At 54.9% G+C, this 19,293-nt stretch carries 20 protein-coding genes; 13 read left to right on the top strand and 7 right to left on the bottom strand.

Features of this window, described 5'->3' with window-relative positions:
* Window positions 1-27 precede the first annotated feature (27 nt).
* Genes sapA through sapF form a run of 5 tightly spaced genes read left to right on the top strand, consistent with a single transcriptional unit; the run spans window position 28 to window position 5,307 of the window.
* On the top strand, window positions 28-1,668 hold the full coding sequence (sapA, locus tag ACOTYH_RS07845; RefSeq protein ID WP_421637654.1) for an ABC transporter substrate-binding protein SapA: 1,641 nt from the start codon (window positions 28-30) through the stop codon (window positions 1,666-1,668).
* Window positions 1,665-2,630, top strand: coding sequence for a putrescine export ABC transporter permease SapB (gene sapB / locus ACOTYH_RS07840; protein ID WP_017383081.1), 966 nt, complete (start codon window positions 1,665-1,667; stop codon window positions 2,628-2,630). Before sapA ends, sapB begins: the two co-directional genes overlap by 4 nt.
* The gene (gene sapC / locus ACOTYH_RS07835; RefSeq protein ID WP_003856843.1) at window positions 2,617-3,507 is read left to right on the top strand and encodes a putrescine export ABC transporter permease SapC; all 891 of its coding nucleotides are present in this window, start codon (window positions 2,617-2,619) and stop codon (window positions 3,505-3,507) included. Before sapB ends, sapC begins: the two co-directional genes overlap by 14 nt.
* Window positions 3,507-4,499 carry a putrescine export ABC transporter ATP-binding protein SapD gene (gene sapD / locus ACOTYH_RS07830; protein WP_003856840.1) on the top strand — a complete coding sequence of 331 codons (993 nt, stop codon included), beginning with the start codon at window positions 3,507-3,509 and terminating at the stop codon, window positions 4,497-4,499. Before sapC ends, sapD begins: the two co-directional genes overlap by 1 nt.
* Window position 4,500: 1 nt before the next feature.
* Window positions 4,501-5,307, top strand: coding sequence for a putrescine export ABC transporter ATP-binding protein SapF (gene sapF / locus ACOTYH_RS07825; RefSeq protein WP_003856838.1), 807 nt, complete (start codon window positions 4,501-4,503; stop codon window positions 5,305-5,307).
* Here the strand turns inward: sapF and ACOTYH_RS07820 are convergent.
* Window positions 5,304-5,894, bottom strand: coding sequence for a TetR/AcrR family transcriptional regulator (locus ACOTYH_RS07820; protein WP_023296707.1), 591 nt, complete (start codon window positions 5,892-5,894; stop codon window positions 5,304-5,306). The two genes, sapF and ACOTYH_RS07820, sit on opposite strands and share 4 nt — an antisense overlap.
* Window positions 5,895-6,026: 132 nt before the next feature.
* Here ACOTYH_RS07820 and ACOTYH_RS07815 point away from each other — a divergent pair, with 132 nt between their 5' ends.
* From ACOTYH_RS07815 to pdeR, 5 genes are all read left to right on the top strand, one after another.
* Window positions 6,027-6,428: a RidA family protein gene (locus ACOTYH_RS07815; protein WP_126765198.1), complete on the top strand. Its 402-nt coding sequence runs from the start codon at window positions 6,027-6,029 to the stop codon at window positions 6,426-6,428.
* A 280-nt stretch (window positions 6,429-6,708) separates the two neighbouring features.
* Window positions 6,709-7,497, top strand: coding sequence for an enoyl-ACP reductase FabI (fabI, locus tag ACOTYH_RS07810; RefSeq protein ID WP_003856831.1), 789 nt, complete (start codon window positions 6,709-6,711; stop codon window positions 7,495-7,497).
* 152 nt (window positions 7,498-7,649) lie between these two features.
* The gene (locus ACOTYH_RS07805; RefSeq protein ID WP_033486860.1) at window positions 7,650-8,636 is read left to right on the top strand and encodes a CMD domain-containing protein; all 987 of its coding nucleotides are present in this window, start codon (window positions 7,650-7,652) and stop codon (window positions 8,634-8,636) included.
* Window positions 8,637-8,724: 88 nt separating this feature from the next.
* Window positions 8,725-10,659, top strand: coding sequence for an exoribonuclease II (locus ACOTYH_RS07800; protein WP_047725973.1), 1,935 nt, complete (start codon window positions 8,725-8,727; stop codon window positions 10,657-10,659).
* Window positions 10,660-10,863: 204 nt separating this feature from the next.
* Window positions 10,864-12,855 (top strand): cyclic di-GMP phosphodiesterase, encoded by a 1,992-nt coding sequence (gene pdeR / locus ACOTYH_RS07795; RefSeq protein WP_047638229.1) that lies wholly within the window; start codon window positions 10,864-10,866, stop codon window positions 12,853-12,855.
* Here the strand turns inward: pdeR and ACOTYH_RS07790 are convergent.
* Window positions 12,852-13,721, bottom strand: a complete 870-nt coding sequence (locus ACOTYH_RS07790; protein WP_017384209.1) for a crotonase/enoyl-CoA hydratase family protein — start codon at window positions 13,719-13,721, stop codon at window positions 12,852-12,854. The two genes, pdeR and ACOTYH_RS07790, sit on opposite strands and share 4 nt — an antisense overlap.
* A 192-nt stretch (window positions 13,722-13,913) precedes the next feature.
* Between ACOTYH_RS07790 and ACOTYH_RS07785 the strand changes: the two genes are divergently transcribed.
* The 3 genes from ACOTYH_RS07785 (at window position 13,914) to osmB (ending at window position 15,367) form a co-directional block, all read left to right on the top strand.
* On the top strand, window positions 13,914-14,096 hold the full coding sequence (locus tag ACOTYH_RS07785; RefSeq protein ID WP_032672073.1) for a hypothetical protein: 183 nt from the start codon (window positions 13,914-13,916) through the stop codon (window positions 14,094-14,096).
* 37 nt (window positions 14,097-14,133) lie between these two features.
* Entirely contained in the window at window positions 14,134-14,886 is a 753-nt protein-coding gene (locus ACOTYH_RS07780; protein ID WP_023296713.1) for a DNA-binding transcriptional regulator YciT, read from the top strand.
* 262 nt (window positions 14,887-15,148) lie between these two features.
* On the top strand, window positions 15,149-15,367 hold the full coding sequence (osmB, locus tag ACOTYH_RS07775; protein ID WP_017384212.1) for an osmotically-inducible lipoprotein OsmB: 219 nt from the start codon (window positions 15,149-15,151) through the stop codon (window positions 15,365-15,367).
* Between the two features lie 104 nt (window positions 15,368-15,471).
* On the opposite strand, the gene yciH is transcribed toward osmB, so the two are convergent.
* The 5 genes from yciH to pgpB all read right to left on the bottom strand — a co-directional run bounded on the left by yciH (window position 15,472) and on the right by pgpB (window position 19,120).
* Entirely contained in the window at window positions 15,472-15,798 is a 327-nt protein-coding gene (gene yciH, locus ACOTYH_RS07770; protein WP_003856822.1) for a stress response translation initiation inhibitor YciH, read from the bottom strand.
* Window positions 15,798-16,535: an orotidine-5'-phosphate decarboxylase gene (pyrF, locus tag ACOTYH_RS07765; protein WP_058700665.1), complete on the bottom strand. Its 738-nt coding sequence runs from the start codon at window positions 16,533-16,535 to the stop codon at window positions 15,798-15,800. The genes yciH and pyrF overlap by 1 nt, the downstream gene beginning before the upstream one ends.
* A 184-nt stretch (window positions 16,536-16,719) precedes the next feature.
* Window positions 16,720-17,889 (bottom strand): lipopolysaccharide assembly protein LapB, encoded by a 1,170-nt coding sequence (gene lapB, locus ACOTYH_RS07760; protein ID WP_003856819.1) that lies wholly within the window; start codon window positions 17,887-17,889, stop codon window positions 16,720-16,722.
* A 6-nt stretch (window positions 17,890-17,895) separates the two neighbouring features.
* Window positions 17,896-18,204, bottom strand: coding sequence for a LapA family protein (locus ACOTYH_RS07755; RefSeq protein WP_003856817.1), 309 nt, complete (start codon window positions 18,202-18,204; stop codon window positions 17,896-17,898).
* 148 nt (window positions 18,205-18,352) lie between these two features.
* Window positions 18,353-19,120, bottom strand: coding sequence for a phosphatidylglycerophosphatase B (gene pgpB, locus ACOTYH_RS07750; RefSeq protein WP_003856815.1), 768 nt, complete (start codon window positions 19,118-19,120; stop codon window positions 18,353-18,355).
* Window positions 19,121-19,293: the final 173 nt, after the last annotated feature.

The following is a 19,293-nucleotide window of genomic DNA, read 5'->3' as shown; positions in this document are numbered from 1 at the left end:
AGATCGAATCTAAAAACCTTAAAAACTATGCGCCTGGTTTTATCGTCCCTGTTTGCACTCGGTTTGTTCAGCAATCTGGCCTTTGCTGCGCCCGATCGCGCTGTGCCTCCTGATATCCGTGATAGTGGTTTCGTCTACTGCGTCAGCGGTCAAGTTGATATTTTTAATCCGCAAAAAGCGGGGAGCGGCCTGATTGTCGATACGCTGGCCGCACAGCTCTACGATCGCCTGCTCGACGTCGATCCTTATACCTATCGGCTGGTTCCGGAGCTTGCTGAAAGTTGGGAAGTGCTTGATAACGGCGCCACATACCGCTTTCGTCTACGCGATGATGTCGCATTTCAGCACACCCCGTGGTTTACCCCAACCCGTAAGCTCAACGCGGATGACGTGGTTTTCACCTTCCAGCGCATATTCAACCGCAATCATCCGTGGCATAACGTTAATGGCGGGAACTTCCCCTATTTCGACAGTCTGCAATTCGCGGACTCGGTCAAAAGCGTTCGCAAACTGGATAACCGTACGGTTGAGTTTCGTCTGAATCGCCCGGATGCCTCCTTCCTCTGGCATCTGGCGACGCACTACGCCTCGGTCATGTCAGCCGAATACGCGGATCAGCTGACGAAAAAAGATCGTCAGGAACGTCTCGATCGTGAGCCTGTGGGCACCGGTCCGTTCCAGTTAGCAGAGTACCGCGCCGGACAATACATTCGCCTGCAACGTCACGATCGTTTTTGGCGCGGCAAACCGCTGATGCCGCAGGTGATTGTCGATCTGGGTTCAGGTGGCACAGGCCGACTCTCCAAACTGCTGACCGGCGAGTGCGACGTGCTTGCCTGGCCTGCGGCCAGCCAGTTGACCATTTTGCGCGACGACCCACGCCTTCGCCTGACCCTGCGCCCGGGAATGAACATCGCTTATCTGGCGTTTAACACCGATAAGCCGCCGCTGAATAATCCGGCCGTGCGCCATGCGCTGGCGTTAGCGATCAACAATCAGCGTCTGATGCAGTCGATTTACTACGGTACCGCGGAAACCGCCGCCTCTATTCTTCCGCGCGCCTCCTGGGCCTATGACGGCGAGGCGAAGATTACGGAATATAATCCGGCGAAAGCGCGCGAACAGCTTAAAGCGCTGGGGGCAGAAAACCTGACGCTACAGCTGTGGGTGCCCACCAGCTCTCAGGCGTGGAACCCCAGCCCGCTGAAAACGGCTGAACTGTTGCAGGCTGATATGGCGCAGGTGGGCGTTAAGGTGATCATCGTGCCTGTCGAAGGCCGTTTCCAGGAGGCGCGTCTGATGGACATGAATCACGACTTAACGCTGGCTGGCTGGTCCACCGACAGTGACGACCCGGACAGCTTTTTCCGTCCGCTGCTGAGCTGTGCGGCAATCAACTCCCAGACCAACTACGCCCACTGGTGTAACCGGGAATTTGATGCCGTGCTGCAAAAAGCGCTGGCGTCTCAACAGCTTGCCTCACGCATTGAGGCCTACGATGAAGCGCAAAATATTCTGGCCAGAGAACTTCCCGTGTTGCCACTTGCCTCTTCCCTGCGCCTCCAGGCCTACCGTTACGATATTAAAGGGCTGGTACTCAGCCCGTTTGGTAACGCCTCCTTCGCGGGCGTGACCCGTGAGAAAGAACAAGAGGTGAAGAAACCATGATTATATTTACCTTGCGTCGGCTGCTGTTACTGCTGGTGACCCTGTTCTTCCTGACCTTTGTCGGCTTTAGCCTGAGCTACTTTACGCCGCACGCCCCGCTTCAGGGCTCATCTCTCTGGGACGCCTGGCTGTTCTGGTTTAATGGCCTGCTGCACTGGGATTTTGGCGTGTCCAGCATCAACGGACAGCTCATCTCCGAACAGCTGAAAGTGGTTTTCCCGGCCACCATGGAGCTGTGTATACTCGCCTTTGGCTTTGCCCTCATGGTGGGGATCCCGGTGGGAATGCTGGCGGGAATTTATCGTAATAAATGGCAGGATAAATTTATTAGCGCGCTTGCCTTAATTGGCTTTTCCATCCCTGTTTTCTGGCTGGCGCTGCTGCTTACCCTCTTCTTCTCACTGACGTTAGGCTGGCTGCCGGTATCTGGCCGTTTTGACCTGCTGTATAACGTGCAAACGGTGAGCGGCTTCGCCATCGTTGACGCCTGGCTTTCTGATTCAGTCTGGCGCGACGAAATGATCGTGAGTGCGCTGCGCCACATGGTGCTGCCGGTGCTTACGCTGGCCGTCGCGCCGACGACCGAGGTGATCCGCCTGATGCGCATCAGCACTATCGACGTCTTCGATCAAAACTATGTGAAAGCCGCCGCCACGCGCGGACTGTCTCGCCTGACGATTTTACGTCGCCATGTGCTGCACAATGCGTTGCCCCCCGTAATCCCACGTCTTGGGCTGCAATTCTCAACCATGCTGACGCTGGCAATGATCACCGAGATGGTTTTCAGCTGGCCGGGCCTTGGGCGCTGGATGATCAACGCCATTCGCCAGCAGGATTACGCGGCGATCTCCGCCGGCGTGATGGTGATTGGCTCGCTGGTCATTATTGTTAACGTTATTTCCGATATTTTGGGTGCCATGGCCAACCCATTGAAGCATAAGGAATGGTATGCCTTACGATAACGTCTACAGCGAAAAGCGCACGCCCGGTGCGCTACGTACCGTGTGGCGTAATTTTTACGGCGACACCACGGCGATGATCGGCTTTTACGGCTGCATTGGCCTCGTGTTGCTGTGCGTTTTGGGTTCGTGGTTTGCACCGTATGGCATCGATCAGCAGTTCCTGGGTTATCAGCTTTTACCGCCGTCGTGGTCGCGTTACGGGGAGGTTTCGTTCTTCCTGGGGACTGACGATCTCGGACGCGACGTGCTAAGTCGTTTGCTGAGCGGCGCCGCACCGACGGTAGGCGGCGCGTTCGTGGTCACCCTGGCTGCCGCAATCTGCGGCCTGGCGCTGGGCATTTTTGCCGGCTCAACCCACGGGCTGCGGTCGGCCGTGCTTAACCATATTCTTGATACCCTGCTCTCTATTCCTTCGCTGCTGCTGGCGATTATCGTCGTGGCCTTCGCGGGGCCGCACCTCACCCATGCGATGTTCGCCGTCTGGCTGGCCATTCTGCCGCGCATGGTGCGCTCGGTTTACAGCCTGGTTCACGACGAGCTGGAGAAAGAGTATGTCGTTGCCGCCCGCCTGGATGGCGCCACCACGTTTAATATTTTGTGGTTTGCCGTGCTGCCTAACATTGCCGCCGGGCTGGTGACGGAGATCACCCGCGCCCTGTCGATGGCGATTCTGGATATCGCAGCGCTGGGCTTCCTGGACCTTGGCGCGCAGCTCCCCTCCCCGGAATGGGGCGCTATGCTTGGCGATGCGCTGGAGCTGATTTACGTTGCGCCGTGGACGGTCATGCTGCCGGGCGCGGCCATCATGGTGAGCGTGCTGCTCGTTAACCTGCTGGGCGACGGGATCCGCCGCGCAATCAATGCGGGGGTGCAATAATGCCGTTACTCGATATCCGCAACCTCACGATCGAAATTAAAACGGGCGAAGGCTGGGTCAAGGCCGTGGATCGCATCAGTATTACGCTTGCAGAGGGCGAAATCCGCGGGCTGGTGGGCGAATCGGGTTCAGGGAAAAGTCTGATCGCCAAGGCCATTTGCGGCGTGGCGAAGGACAACTGGCGGGTGACCGCCGATCGTATGCGCTTCGACGACATCGATCTGTTGCGTCTCTCCCCGCGCGAACGCCGTAAACTGGTGGGCCATAACGTCTCGATGATTTTCCAGGAGCCGCAATCCTGTCTCGATCCGTCCGAGCGCGTCGGGAAACAGCTGATGCAGAACATCCCCGGGTGGACCTATAAAGGCCGCTGGTGGCAGCGTTTCGGCTGGCGTAAACGCCGTGCCATTGAGCTGTTGCACCGTGTCGGGATCAAAGACCATAAAGACGCGATGCGCAGTTTCCCCTACGAACTGACCGACGGTGAATGCCAGAAAGTGATGATTGCCATCGCCCTGGCGAATCAGCCGCGTCTGCTGATTGCGGACGAACCAACGAACGCGATGGAGCCAACCACCCAGGCCCAGATTTTCCGCCTGCTCACGCGTCTGAACCAGAATAACAACACCACCATTTTGCTGATCAGCCACGACCTGCAAATGCTGAGCAAGTGGGCGGATAAAATTGACGTAATGTATTGCGGCCAGACGGTAGAAACCGCGCCAAGCGAAGACCTGGTGACGACGCCGCATCATCCCTACACGCAGGCGCTGATCAGGGCGATCCCGGACTTTGGCAGCGCGATGCCGCACAAAAGCCGTCTGAATACGCTGCCTGGCGCGATACCGCTGCTGGAATCGCTGCCCATTGGCTGCCGTCTGGGTCCGCGTTGCCCGTATGCTCAGCGCAAATGCATCGAAACACCGCGCCTGACAGGGCCGAAAAATCATCTGTTTGCCTGTCATTTCCCGCTGAACATGGAGAGAGAGTGAAATGGTCGAAACCTTACTGGAAGTACGTAACCTGAGTAAGACCTTTCGCTATCGCACCGGCCTGTTTCACCGTCAGACCGTCGAGGCTGTTAAACCGCTGAGCTTTACGCTGCGCGAAAAGCAGACGCTGGCGATTATCGGTGAAAACGGCTCGGGCAAATCGACCCTGGCAAAAATGCTCGCGGGTATGGTCGAGCCGAGCGGCGGTGAAATACTGATTGACGATCATCCTCTGGAATTTGGGGACTACTCTTTTCGCAGTCAGCGCATCCGGATGATTTTTCAGGATCCGTCGACGTCCCTGAACCCGCGTCAGCGTATTTCCCAGATTCTGGATTTCCCGCTGCGGTTGAATACCGACCTGGAGCCGGAAGCGCGTCGCAAACGGATTGTCGAAACCCTGCGTCTGGTAGGCCTCCTGCCCGACCATGTCAGCTATTACCCGCACATGCTGGCCCCGGGCCAAAAACAGCGTCTCGGTCTGGCCCGCGCGCTGATCCTGCGCCCGAAGGTCATCATCGCCGACGAAGCGCTGGCGTCGCTGGATATGTCGATGCGTTCGCAGCTCATTAACCTGATGCTGGAGTTACAGGAAAAACAGGGGATCTCGTATATTTACGTGACTCAGCACCTGGGCATGATGAAGCACATCAGCGACCAGGTGCTGGTGATGCACCAGGGAGAAGTTGTCGAGCGCGGCAGTACCGCTGACGTACTGGCCTCCCCGCTCCATGACCTGACGAAACGCCTGATTGCCGGACACTTTGGTGAAGCGTTGACGGCGGACGCGTGGCGTAAAGATCGTTAGCCGCTGCGTAACCCGCTTGCCAGCAGAGTAAACACCTCTATGGCATGCGGGAGGGTCTTCTGCGGTTCTTCACTCGCGGCAATCAGCAGAGCCGCATTCAGAGCAGCGCCATTCAGCAGATGGGCTGCGACTCTGGCATCCATCTTTTTGATTACGTTGCACTCCATCATTTTTTCGATGGTCTGACGGGTCGACTCAAGGCAGCTGTTCTGGCTGGGCCATTGCGCCGGGTCGCCCAGAACAGCCGGGCCGTCAAGGAGGACGATACGCTGAACTTCCGGAACGAGCGCCATTTTGATATAGGCGATGCCCTCCGCCAGCAGTCGCTCCCAGTCATCTTCGGCGGCGGCGGCAATCGCTTTTGCGTTTGCTGCCATTTCGCTGTCTATCTGCGCGACCACCGCCGCCAGTAGTCCCTTCTTGTCGTTGAAATTATGATATAGCGCGCCGCGTGTTAACCCCACGCTTGCCGTGAGTTCATCCATTGACGCTGCGGCATAGCCTTTTTCAGCAAATGCCTTTCGCGCCGCCTGAATCATTTTCTCGCGATTTTCCTGGGCCGTTTCAGCGCGACGTTTTGTAGCCATGGGACTTCCTTAATTAAGCGATAACTATAATTTGACATACGCGACGTATGTGAATTACATTTTTCACATACGTCGCGTATGTTACTTCTACCGCGTAAGCACAACAATACCTCTGACAGAAAAGGAAAAGCCATGCCTTCACGTGATCCCGTCTTCCCGGCTAACCGACATGCCCTCTATGAAGAGCATGGCTATTCAGCTGCAATTCGCTCTGGCGATCTGTTATTTGCTTCCGGTCAGGTTGGCAGCCGCAGCGATGGCACACCTGAACCCGACTTCCCCGCTCAGGTGCAGCTGGCGTTCGATAATTTACGGGCGATCCTGGCAGCCGCGGGATGTACTTTTGACGATCTGATTGATGTCACGACGTTTCATACCGATCCTGAAAACCAGTTCCCCGTTATCATGGAGGCGAAAAAACTGGCATTTCCCCACGCTCCTTACCCAAACTGGACAGCAATAGGCGTTAACTGGCTTGCGGGTTTTGATTTCGAAATTAAGGTTATCGCCAGAATCCCCTCGTCAGCGAATTAAGATCCGGCTGTATAAGCGTGAAGCTCCGGGCAGTCTCTGGTTGGATGAGGCGAACCCCGCGTGCGGTGATATACTGCTGGGATACACACGAAACAGCCTGATGAAGAGACAGTTCGACCTCTTCCGTGAGCCCATTCACGGCGCAGGAGCGAGAAATATCGTGACACAAGGGGCTGTGAGTGGGCTATAATTTCGAGCTAATTTCGAATGATTTTGAAATACTGCCTGTAACGCTATGAATTACAAGGCAAAATAAGCAATGAATATAAGGATTAAAGCTATGGGTTTTCTTTCCGGTAAGCGCATTCTGGTGACTGGCGTTGCCAGCAAACTGTCCATCGCATACGGCATCGCACAGGCAATGCATCGCGAAGGCGCTGAGCTGGCGTTCACCTACCAGAACGACAAGCTGAAAGGCCGTGTTGAAGAATTTGCCGCGCAGCTGGGTTCCAGCATTGTTCTGGAATGTGACGTTGCACAAGACGAAAGCATTGATGGCATGTTTGCTGAACTGGCAAAAGCATGGCCGAAATTCGACGGTTTTGTTCACTCCATCGGCTTCGCTCCTGGCGACCAGCTGGACGGCGACTACGTGAACGCGGTTACCCGTGATGGCTTCAAAATCGCCCACGACATCAGCTCCTACAGCTTCGTTGCAATGGCAAAATCCTGCCGCGCGATGCTGAACCCGGGCGCAGCCCTGCTGACTCTGTCCTACCTCGGCGCAGAACGTGCTATCCCTAACTACAACGTTATGGGTCTGGCGAAAGCATCTCTGGAAGCCAACGTGCGCTACATGGCGAACGCGATGGGTCCTGAAGGCGTGCGTGTTAACGCTATTTCTGCGGGTCCAATCCGTACCCTGGCCGCTTCCGGTATCAAAGATTTCCGTAAAATGCTGGCACACTGCGAAGCGGTTACCCCGATTCGTCGTACCGTTACCATCGAAGATGTGGGTAACTCTGCGGCATTCCTGTGCTCTGACCTTTCCGCGGGCATCTCCGGCGAAGTGGTTCACGTTGACGGCGGCTTCAACATAGCTGCAATGAACGAGCTGGAAATCAAATAAGCTTGTCACTCTCTTCCCGCCAGGGAAGAGAGTTTCCTCCCGCCCCGCCCCTCGTTATTCCGTTCAGCTATTTGTTATCACCTAACAATATTTTTCCCCTCATCCGCCTTACGCCAGGATATTGATCGCCATTTTGAGATCAAGGAACGCCCATGGAACAACGCCGTTTTTCCGGCAAAGGCCACTGGTATCATGAAACCCAGTCGAATCATTCGCAGACGGACGTTCTGCCGCTGGTGCCCGAAGCCGCTAACGTCGACGACCGTTTTTTGCTCGATCTAGCCCTGCCCGATGACATTCTCGCAAGCTGTGCTGGTTGGCTTACGCATGCCCGAACCCTCTGTCATCTTTTGTTCCCACTTGATACTCCCGTGAACCGTCTGCATACGCTCAGCGCCTACGACAGGCTGAGCACGGCATTAACGGTTGCCCAGGCGTGTGGCGTTCAGCGGCTCTGTAACCACTACGCTGCTCTGCTCGCCCCTCTTCCGGGGCCGGACTCCTCCCGGGAAAGCAATCGACGCCTTGCAGAAATTACCCAGTATGCCCGCCAGTTAGCCAGCTCACCCGATGTCATCGATGATAAAGCCCAAAACCAGCTTGATGAGGTTGGACTCACAACGTATGACATTGTGCTCATCAACCAGATCATCGGCTTTGTCGGTTTTCAGGCGCGAGTGGTCGCGGTATTTCAGGCATTGCTTGGCCATCCGGTACGCTGGCTGCCCGGGCATCACATTCAGCCCCATACGCTGCCGGTCAGCTTCAGCAGATGGACCGCCACGCTACCCCCGGTTGAGCTAAAATATGCCAGTGCGCTTCAGCTTGAGGCGCTCTCACGCTGGCAGGCGGAACCGGCGCTTGAAGCGCTTACTCCTGTGCTGTGTCATGAGCCGATGCTGCTTGATCTGACGGGCGAAATTCTGCTTAACCATCCGCGAAGTGAAGGCCCCGCGTCTTCGATGCTCTCAGCCGCTCGTGCGCTGCTTGTCGCCTCTCCGGATCGCTTTAGCGCCGCCCAGTTAACGCCCCTGACCGGGTCAGGTCTCTCGCCAGAGAAGGCCATCAACCTGCTTACCCGAGATGCATTTTATGGCTGGCTGGACCGTCTGCGCGTGGCGCTCGGCAAAGAGGAATAACCATACTCTTTACCTAAAGAGCGCTTGCTGTAGCAGTGAGATTCGCGTAAAACTGTCAGCCGCTCAATGGCTACGAAAATAGAACATTATGTTTCAGGACAACCCGCTGCTAGCGCAGCTTAAACAGCAACTGCATTCCCAGACGCCGCGTGCAGAAGGGGTCGTAAAAGCCACGGAAAAGGGCTTTGGCTTTCTTGAAGTTGACGGGCAGAAGAGCTACTTCATTCCGCCTCCTCAGATGAAGAAAGTGATGCATGGCGACCGCATTTCGGCCGTTATTCATACCGAAAAGGAACGAGAGTCTGCCGAGCCGGAAGCACTGATCGAACCTTTCCTGACCCGCTTTGTCGGGAAAGTGCATAAAAAAGACGATCGTCTTTCTGTCGTGCCGGACCATCCTCTCCTGAAAGATGCTATTCCGTGCCGCGCCGCGCGTGGCGTTGAGCATGATTTTGTTGAGGGTGACTGGGCGGTTGCTGAGATGCGCCGTCATCCTTTAAAAGGCGATCGCGGTTTCTACGCCGAGCTTACCCAATACATTACCTTCGGCGACGACCATTTCGTCCCATGGTGGGTGACGCTGGCGCGCCACAACCTCGAAAAAGAAGCGCCTGAGGGCGTGGCGACTGAAATGCAGGACGAAGGTCTGGAACGTCGCGATCTGACGGCACTGGACTTTGTCACCATCGACAGCGCCAGCACCGAGGATATGGACGATGCGCTGTATGCCGAAGAGACAGCCGATGGCAAACTGCATCTGACCGTCGCAATTGCCGACCCTACCGCATGGATTGTCGAAGGCAGCAAGCTGGACGAGATGGCCAAAGTGCGCTCGTTCACCAACTACCTGCCGGGTTTTAACATTCCGATGTTGCCGCGTGAACTCTCCGACGATCTTTGCTCGCTGCGTGCGCACAAAGTACGTCCGGTGCTGGCCTGTCGGATGACCATTGCGGCTGACGGTACCATTGAAGAAGATATTGAATTCTTCGCCGCCACCATCGAATCCAAAGCCAAGCTGGCCTATGACGACGTGTCCGACTGGCTGGAGAACACGGGCAGCTGGAAACCCGAGTCCGACAACATTGCCGCACAAATTCGTCTGCTGCACCGCGTCTGCCTGAGCCGCAGCGAATGGCGTCAAACTCACGCGCTGGTCTTCAAAGATCGTCCGGACTACCGTTTTGTGCTGGGTGAAAAAGGTGAAGTGCTGAATATCGTCGCTGAGCCGCGCCGTATTGCCAACCGCATCGTTGAAGAAGCGATGATATCCGCCAACATTTGTGCCGCCCGCGTGCTGCGCGACAAATTAGGCTTTGGCATTTACAACGTGCACACCGGGTTTGATCCGGCGAACACCGAAGCGCTGGCTGCCCTGCTGAAAACCCATGACGTACACGTCGATCCTGAGGAAGTGCTGACCCTGCAAGGTTTCTGCAAACTGCGCCGCGAGCTGGACGCGCAGCCTTCAGGGTTCCTTGACAGCCGTATTCGCCGCTTCCAGTCCTTTGCGGAAATCAGCACCGAGCCAGGCCCGCACTTCGGCCTTGGCCTTGAGGCTTACGCGACCTGGACCTCCCCGATCCGTAAGTACGGCGACATGGTTAACCATCGTCTGCTGAAAGCGATCATCAAAGGGGAATCTGTTGCCCGCCCACAGGATGATACGACGTTGCAGATGGCAGAACGTCGCCGTCTCAACCGTATGGCGGAGCGTGATGTCGGCGACTGGTTATACGCGCGCTTCCTGAATGATAAGGCAGGGACTGACACCCGTTTCCCGGCTGAAATCATTGACATCAGCCGCGGCGGTATGCGCGTTCGTCTGGTGGATAATGGCGCCGTTGCCTTTATTCCTGCCCCGTTCCTGCATGCCGTTCGCGACGAACTGGTTTGTAGCCAGGAAAACGGGACCGTGCAAATTAAAGGCGAAACGGTTTACAAGGTCACTGACGTGATTGATGTCACCATCGCTGAAGTGCGCATGGAAACCCGCAGTATTATCGCGCGCCCTGTCGCCTGATAACCGCGTAAACTTCCGGCCGTTCCGTTAAGGGGTGGCCGGGAGTTCTCTTCTGTATTATCTCCCGCAAAATCATCGTGTTTTCTCACACTTTTCTGTTTCCCATCGCCACATTTCGCCAGAATTATCTACAGTAAAAGAGAGCCGTCATTGTCGACTGCAAATGAATAATTTGTGCGCTACTCAGCAGCCGCGGGAGAAAACGTGATGGACGATCTGGAGCAGAATTTGCTGTTTCGTTACATGGGTACGCATAGCCCCTGGTGGCGACTGACAGCAGACAGCAATGCTCTTCATCTTGCTGCCAGTGAAAGCGCTGACATCATTCAGGTGGTGGCGCTGAATGATGAGCAGGCCGCGCTAATCCGCCAGCTCACCGTGATAACCTCCAGCATTGCCATGACCCTGCCCTTGTACGGTGTGGACGTTCCCGTTCATCTTGTCGGCCGTAAAATTAACAAAAATGAGTGGGCAGGAACGGCATCAGCCTGGAACGATACTCCTTCCGTGGCGCGGGACCTGGCGCAGGGGCTCTCCTTCGCCGAACAGGTAGTGTCCGAGGCTAACTCCGTGATTGTGATCCTCGACCAGAACGGGAATATTCAGCGCTTCAACCGTTTAAGTGAAGAATATACGGGCCTGAAGGAACAGGAAGTTATCGGGCAAAACGTGTTCAAACTGTTTATGAGCCGTAGCGAAGCCGCGGCCTCCAAACGCAACATCACCGGTTTTTTTCGTAACGGCAGCTCGTACGAAGTTGAACGCTGGATCAAGACCCGCAAAGGGCAGCGCCTGTTTCTCTTCAGAAATAAATTTGTTCACAGCGGCAGCGGGAAAAATGAAATTTTCCTCATCTGTTCAGGTACCGACATAACCGAAGAGCGTCGGGCCCAGGAGCGCCTGCGCGTACTCGCCAATACGGATACGATTACCGGTTTGCCTAACCGAAACGCCATCCATGAGCTGATCTCTGATGCCATCACCGCTCGGGGTGACACCCAGGTAGGCGTGGTTTATCTCGATCTGGATAACTTTAAAAAAGTGAACGATGCCTATGGGCATATGTTTGGCGACCAGCTGCTACAGGCCGTTGCGCTGGCGATCCTGAGCTGCCTGGACGAAGGACAAACCCTGGCGCGCCTGGGTGGGGATGAATTTATCGTGCTAGCCACCGATACCTCGCAGGGCGCGCTGGAAGCCATGGCATCGCGCATACTGACCCGACTTCGTCAGCCTTTCCGCATCGGGCTGATAGAGGTTTACACCGGCTGCTCGCTGGGCATCGCGCTTGCGCCCCAGCACGGTAACGATCGCGAAAGCGTCATTCGTAATGCCGACACCGCCATGTACACCGCCAAAGAAAATGGCCGGGGCAAATTCTGCGTCTTCTCGCCAGAGATGAACCAGCGCGTATTTGAATACCTGTGGCTGGATACCAACCTGCGTAAAGCGCTGGATAACGATCAGCTGTTAATCCACTACCAGCCCAAAATAACCTGGCGCGGCGAAGTCAGAAGTCTGGAGGCGCTGGTGCGCTGGCAGTCCCCAGAGCGTGGCCTGATCCCGCCGATGGAGTTTATCTCCTATGCTGAGGAGTCAGGGCTGATTGTGCCCCTGGGCCGCTGGGTTATGCTTGATGTGGTGCGCCAGGTGGCAAAATGGCGCGACAAGGGGATCAACCTTCGCGTCGCGGTCAACGTCTCCGCCCGTCAGCTGGCGGACCAGACCATCTTCAGCGACCTGAAGCAGGCGCTGAAAGACCTGAGTTTTGAATACTGCCCGATTGACGTGGAATTGACCGAAAGCTGTCTCATTGAAAATGAAGAGCTGGCCCTGTCAGTGATCCAGCAATTTAGCCGCCTGGGAGCGCAAATTCACCTGGATGACTTTGGTACGGGGTACTCTTCCCTGTCGCAGCTGGCGCGCTTCCCTATCGATGCCATTAAGCTTGACCAGGCTTTCGTGCGGGACATCCATAAGCAGTCCATTTCACAGTCGCTGGTGCGTGCGATAGTCGCCGTGGCGCAGGCGTTAAATTTGCAGGTCATTGCTGAAGGGGTGGAAAGTGCAAAAGAAGACGCCTTTCTGACGAAGAATGGCGTCAACGAACGGCAGGGTTATCTTTTTGCTAAGCCCATGCCCGCTGCCGCATTCGAGCGATGGCTAAAGCGCTATCAGGCCAGAAATGTCCGTTAGCTGGCTTTGCGTAAGCCCGTCGCCTGATGGCGATTTTGCAGCATAACCAGCCGCTCCATGTAGGCGATATCCTTCGGTTCAAGGCAGAAGGCGGCATCAACCCAATCCTCAGTAATGTCCATCAGCTCGCTTCGCGGAAGTGGCAGCACGCGCGTACGCGCACGCAGCATGGCCCTTACGCCGTTGAGCTTCGGCTGTAGCGTGTCGATAAACGTCCGCACCGAAACATAGCTCTGTAACGGCTCGAATAAGAGATCCACAAGACCATACTGCTCATACCATTCCGCCGTATGCGTCTCACCTTTGTAGATCAGCGCCTCCGCCATTTTCATGCCGGCGCGACGCGCCACCAGTGAATAGCCGCCCATGCCCGGGAACAGATTGAACGCGATTTCCGGAAAGCCTAATCGGGCATCGCGCTGGGCCAGAATGAAATGATGCGCCAGCGCGGCTTCAAACCCGCCCCCTAACGCGCTTCCTTCCACCATAGCCAGCGTGACAGCTCCGGTATCAAACCCTCGCGAGGCGGCATGAACGCAGTCCACACAGGCCCGGGCATAGGCGCGTAACGCTTCGCGTCGGTTGTTTTTGATGCACTCAACGAAGAACTGTAAATCACCGCCGGTATTGTAGATGTCGGGGACCAGCGATCCGGTGACCCAAAAATCAACGACAAATCCGGACTGTCGAACCAGCCAGGAGAGATTCATGATCTCCTCGATCAGCGCATGATTGAAGCAAGGCCGTGGCGTGGCACGTAACATCATCCACACCGTACGCCGTTCGGCCTCATAATAAGCCGCCAGTTGAGTGAATCGTTCAGCATCAGTAAACAATGTGCAGGTTGTCTGGTTGATAACTGTCATAGTCGAATTCCTCTTATAAAAAAAGCGCGTTGCGCGCAGTTTTAGACTAATCCACCCCTACAACCCGCAGCATACGGGGGCCAAATTTATCACTTTCATTTATGAACTTTGGTTATTGCATTTTTTACCTTCTCTTTTGAATCAATTTTCTGCATCATTGATAATATTAACTTTTCGCTTCAGGGTGAGCTTATGTCTAACATTGATGCAACAGCCGTGGCACAGCGTATTGATACTGTGCTGGATATTCTTGTCGCAGGCGATTATCACTCTGCTATCCGTAACCTTGAAATCCTCAAGTCTGAACTGCTGGCTGAGAACGGCGCTGATGACGCTCCAGAATCCACTCAACCTAAAGCCCCGTGGGAAGTGTAGCCACGTCGTTTCCGCCCTTGCCTTTTAAATGGATGCTATGAATTCCCGACAACAAATCATTTTGCAGATGGTGATCGATCAGGGACGCGTAAGCGTGGTCGATCTCGCTAAAGCCACCGGCGTTTCTGAAGTCACCATTCGTCAGGATCTGAATCTGCTGGAAAAACAGAGCTACCTGCGGCGTGCGCACGGATATGCCGTTCCACTGGACAGCGACGACGTCGAAACCCGCATGATGAACAATTATGCGCTCAAGCGGGAGCTGGCGGAGTTTGCTGCATCCTTAGTGAATAGCGGTGAGACCGTCTTTATTGAAAATGGCAGCAGTAACGCCCTTCTGGCGCGCACGCTCGCCGATCAAAAAGACGTTACCATCATCACCGTAAGCAGCTATATCGCCCATCTGTTGAAGGAAACTCAGTGCGAGGTGATACTGCTGGGCGGCATTTACCAGAAGAAAAGCGAAAGCATGGTGGGGCCATTAACGCGTCAATATGTTCAGCAGGTTCACTTCAGTAAAGCATTCATTGGTATTGACGGCTGGCAGCCCGACACCGGCTTTACTGGTCGCGACATGATGCGTTCAGACGTGGTTAACGCAGTACTCGCCAAAGAGTGTGAAGCGATAGTGCTGACCGACAGCTCTAAGTTTGGCGCCGTACACCCTTATACGATGGGTCCGGCTTCGCGCTTCAGCCGCGTGATCACGGATGAGCGTTTGCGCGATGAATATCGCCAGCAATTAGAACAAGACGGCCTGACTGTCGATATTGTGAAAAAAACGGCCTGATTATCCTGCTGCGCCCGAATAATGGGCGCACTTAAACCTTTCTCTGAGAGTATTCTGACCCTGCCTTTAAGAGTTTTTACCTGTTGAAACCGTTCTAAACACGTAAAATTAATATTAGCGATATAACAGGAAGTGACTATCACCTGCGTGATGATGAAACACCTGCGCGACCAGCTTTCACGGGAACAGAATTTAAGTATGGATATTGTCTATACTTAAAGTGCATTCCTTTCCGTGAATCGATAATTCAGGAGAAAGTATTATGACCTTTACCAGCAAAAAATTAGCCGCCGCTGTTCTGGCAATCACTGTAGCAATGTCCCTGAGCGCTTGCTCTAACTGGTCTAAACGTGACCGTAACACCGCGATTGGTGCCGGTGCTGGTGCGCTTGGTGGTGCAGTATTAACGGATGGTAGTACGCTGGGTACATTAGGTGGTGCTGCCGTAGGTGGTGTTATCGGTCACCAGGTGGGCAAATAATCACCATAACGGCTCTCACCGGTATAATAATATATTTTGTATTTTCAGGTCTGACTTACGCACGTAAAAAAAAGAGCCACGGCAATGTCCGTGGCTCATTTATTTTAGCCGCCCGCCAGTTTAACTTTCATTCCTTTGGCTTCCAGCAGCGTTTTAATTAAATCCCGTTTATCACCCTGAATCTCAATAATGCCGTCTTTTACTGCCCCACCGCATCCGCACTTCTTTTTAAGTTCAGCGGCGAGCTTTACCAGGTCTGCATCATCCAGATCAATGCCAGTGACAAGGCAAACCCCTTTACCTTTCCTGCCGCTGGTCTGCCGCTGAATTCGCACGATACCATCGCCTTTCGGACGTTCAGCTTTCTCTTTTGGCTCTTCAATGCGCCCGGTATCCGTTGAATAGACCAGACGACTGTTGGCGTCACGCATTATGCCCCCTTTTTCAGTGATGCATTAATCGCTTTCAGGGTCTCTGCCGGATGAGCGGATTGCGTCACCGGGCGACCAATCACCATATAGTCTACACCCGCGCTCAGCGCCTGCTCTGGCGTCATGATGCGTCGCTGATCCCCAGACTCGCTGCCTGCCGGACGGATGCCTGGCGTTACCAGTTTAAAGTCGCGGCCTAGCTCAGCTTTGAAGCGAACCGCCTCCTGAGCCGAACAGACCACGCCATCGAGACCACACTGTTGCGTGAGGCGCGCCAGACGCTCCGCGTGTTCGGCAGGTGACAACGTCACACCCAGGTCGCGCAGGTCGGATTCATCCATACTGGTCAGCACGGTGACGGCGATCAGAAGCGGAGCGTCATTGCCAAACGGCACCAGCGCTTCGCGCGCAGCCGTCATCATGCGTGCCCCGCCGGATGCATGAACGTTAACCATCCACACGCCCAGTTCAGCCGCCGCAGCTACGGCGTGCGCAGTGGTATTTGGAATATCATGGAATTTCAGGTCGAGGAAAACGTCGAAGCCACGCTGGTGCAGATCGCGGACGATTTGTGGGCCGAACAGCGTAAACATCTCTTTGCCTACTTTCAGACGGCAATCGCGGGGATCAATGCCATCAACAAAGGCCAGTGCGGCGTCACGGTTATTGTAATCCAGAGCAACAACTACGGGAGAATCGGTAACTACGCGGGAAGTGGAGGATGTAACAGACGTCATGACCAGCCCTTTTCGTCTATGGGCGCGCAGCGGCGCGGAACAGATAAACGGCGTGCATTCTACCTGCCCTCGGGGTAAATGAACAGAATCGAATGATTTTCCTGCCGAACCCCAGACCGCACGGTGCTGACGAAATTACCACAACAATTAGTATGTTGTAACTAAAAGGCGGTGTTTTAAAAAATCACTGCCCGTCCAGACCTCGGATTGGCTTAATGGTTGACCACGCCCGGCAGGAAGGGCAATGCCAGTAAAGCGAATAGGCGGTGAAGCCGCATTTCTGGCAGCGATAGCGCGGTTTGCTCCGCACCTGTTCACCCACCATGTCTCGCAGCACCATCAGGCTCTCTTTAGCGCGCCCTTCTTCTGCGTCATTAAGGTGGTAATCCATCAGCTTATGAAATACCCGCATGGTAGGATGACGCTGCAACTGACGGGTAATGTATACCTGGGCGGTATCACTCCCTTCGTGCTCTTCAACGACGTCGGACAGCATCAGTTCGGCTGTGGCACCGGTGTTTTCTTCAACGCAGCGACGCAGAAACGCAACCCACTCGTCCTGCTTACCTAACTGCTGATAGCAGGTTTGCAGCATTTCCAGCGTTTCGCTGACCAGCTCTTTGTCCTGATCGATAACGCGAAGCAGGCTCTCCACGGCTTTGGCGTAATCACCGTTAGCCATAAAGACCCGCCCCATCATGATCGAGATGCGCGCGCTGTTGCGATCGGCCGCAGCGCCTTTCTTTAACAATGCCATGGCTTTATCCATGTCATCGCTACCCATCTGCTGGAGAGCCAGCTCGCAATAGAAGTGGGCAATTTCGACGCGTTGTTTGTCTTTACCGAGTTTGACCAGCCGTTCGGCGGTATCAATCGCTTTTTGCCAGTCGCTGGTGGCCTGATAGATTTGCAGAAGCTGCTGAAGCGCACCGATACGGAAGTCCGTCTCATCCACCAGCTGAGAGAACATATCCTCGGCGCGATCGTAAAGCCCCGCGGCCATGTAATCCCGCCCAAGCTGCTGCACGGCCAGCAACCGTTGCTCATAGGTCAACGAAGCGCTTTCCATCAGGGTCTGGTGGATACGAATGGCACGGTCAACCTCTCCGCGCGAGCGGAACAGGTTTCCCAGGGTGAGATGCGCCTCAACGGTGCCGGTATCCTCTTTAAGCATGTCGAGGAACAGATCCACCGCTTTGTCCTGCTGATTGCTCAGCAGGAAGTTCACCCCCGCTACGTAGTCACGGGAGAGTCGGTTTGCTTCATCCTGTTTTGTTTGTTGCGCGCTTCTGCGGCCCATATACCAGCCATAGGCTGCGGCGACAGGCAAAAGCAGAAACAACAACTCCAGCATATTCGATTATTCCTTGACTACCGGCACACCAGAGCTCGCCGGAATGTCAGACGCAGGCGTAAGTTGATGTTCAAGTCGTTTAATTTTACGTTCAGCGCGAACAAGAGAAACACGAACTTTAAGCCAGAACAGGCCGCATACAAGCCAGCCGATGACAAAACCCGCCGCGAATAACACCGCCAGCAGGCTCGACACCCGGTACTCGCCCTGCGCCAGCAGATAGTTAAAACTCACCTGTTGATCGTTTTGCGCGCCCAATGTGACTGAAATGACAAAAATCGCCAACACCAGTAAGAAAATGAGTAAATATTTCACATGACTTCCCGTTATGTGGTTCGAGCGTATAAAGCGTGTTCAACTCACTGCAATCAGCCTTATAAGCTACCATTTTAGTGGCGGGCGCGAAATGGAAAAAGTAACGCGCCCTACATGGATTTATGGTCAAAATGCGGAATATCAACCTTCAGGTTCCGCCAGACTCCCTTTCGGCTATTTCTTCCTTCTCTTCCGGCGGCGGCGTCAATGGTCCGCAAAAACGTTGTGCAAGCCAGGTCGCCAGCGTCACCAGTACCCACGAGATCAGCGTTGCCACCACCAAATCACGCGGCCAGTGCATCCCCAACAGCATCCGGCTGCCCATTACGCCTGTCGCCCAGACCAGCAAAATCGCAATCGTGAGGGTACGCCGACGCGGCCACAGCAGTCCCACGCCAAGTAGCGCCCAGCTGGCAGCAAACATCGTATGCCCGGAAGGAAACGCAAAGCCGGTCTCTTTTTGCCAGTGTTTGCGTAAAAAGGTCGGGATATCCTGCTGTTCTGCAAGCTGCTCCTTTACCAACGCACCGCGATCTTTACGCTTTAAATTGTAGAACTCATCCACCGGAACATGATGCGTTTTTTCCAGCCAGACGACGAAAGGACGGGGTTCCTGCACGCGATCCTTGACCCACGACTTCACCCCTTGCCCGATAAGTATGGCGCCGCCGAGAATAGCGAACAGTACCAGCGCCGCGCGAAGGCGAAAGCGCAGGCACCACAGGAACCAACCACAGAGCAACACGTGCGTAATAATCCCCCACGGCTGGGTGACCGTCTCGGTTATCCAGTATAAGGCTTTCAGCCACGTCTCGTTTTGTCCGGGCTGCCACATCCAGCCGGAGAACCAAACGACCAGGGGTATAACGAGCAATACGGCGGCTCCTGCGGCCGTTCGTCTGGCAATTGAAAGCATGTCCTCTCCTTTTTCACTAAGCACCACAATCATAACTGAATTTCATCATTCTGGTGGATATGTCGGATTGTGCGTTTAACGTTTGTAAAGCGTGGTGGTGATTAGGTGAAGTTGCCGGGCTTGTGGCAAAATAGTCCGATACAGAAAGCATAATGGGGCAAAGGCACGAAACG

This window comes from Enterobacter cloacae complex sp. SHL001 (assembly GCF_049236825.1).
In the GTDB taxonomy this organism is placed as follows: Bacteria; Pseudomonadota; Gammaproteobacteria; order Enterobacterales; family Enterobacteriaceae; genus Enterobacter; species Enterobacter hormaechei_C.
The sequence above is the reverse complement of the archived record's forward strand: the minus strand, read 5'-3'. Positions and strand labels throughout refer to the sequence as shown.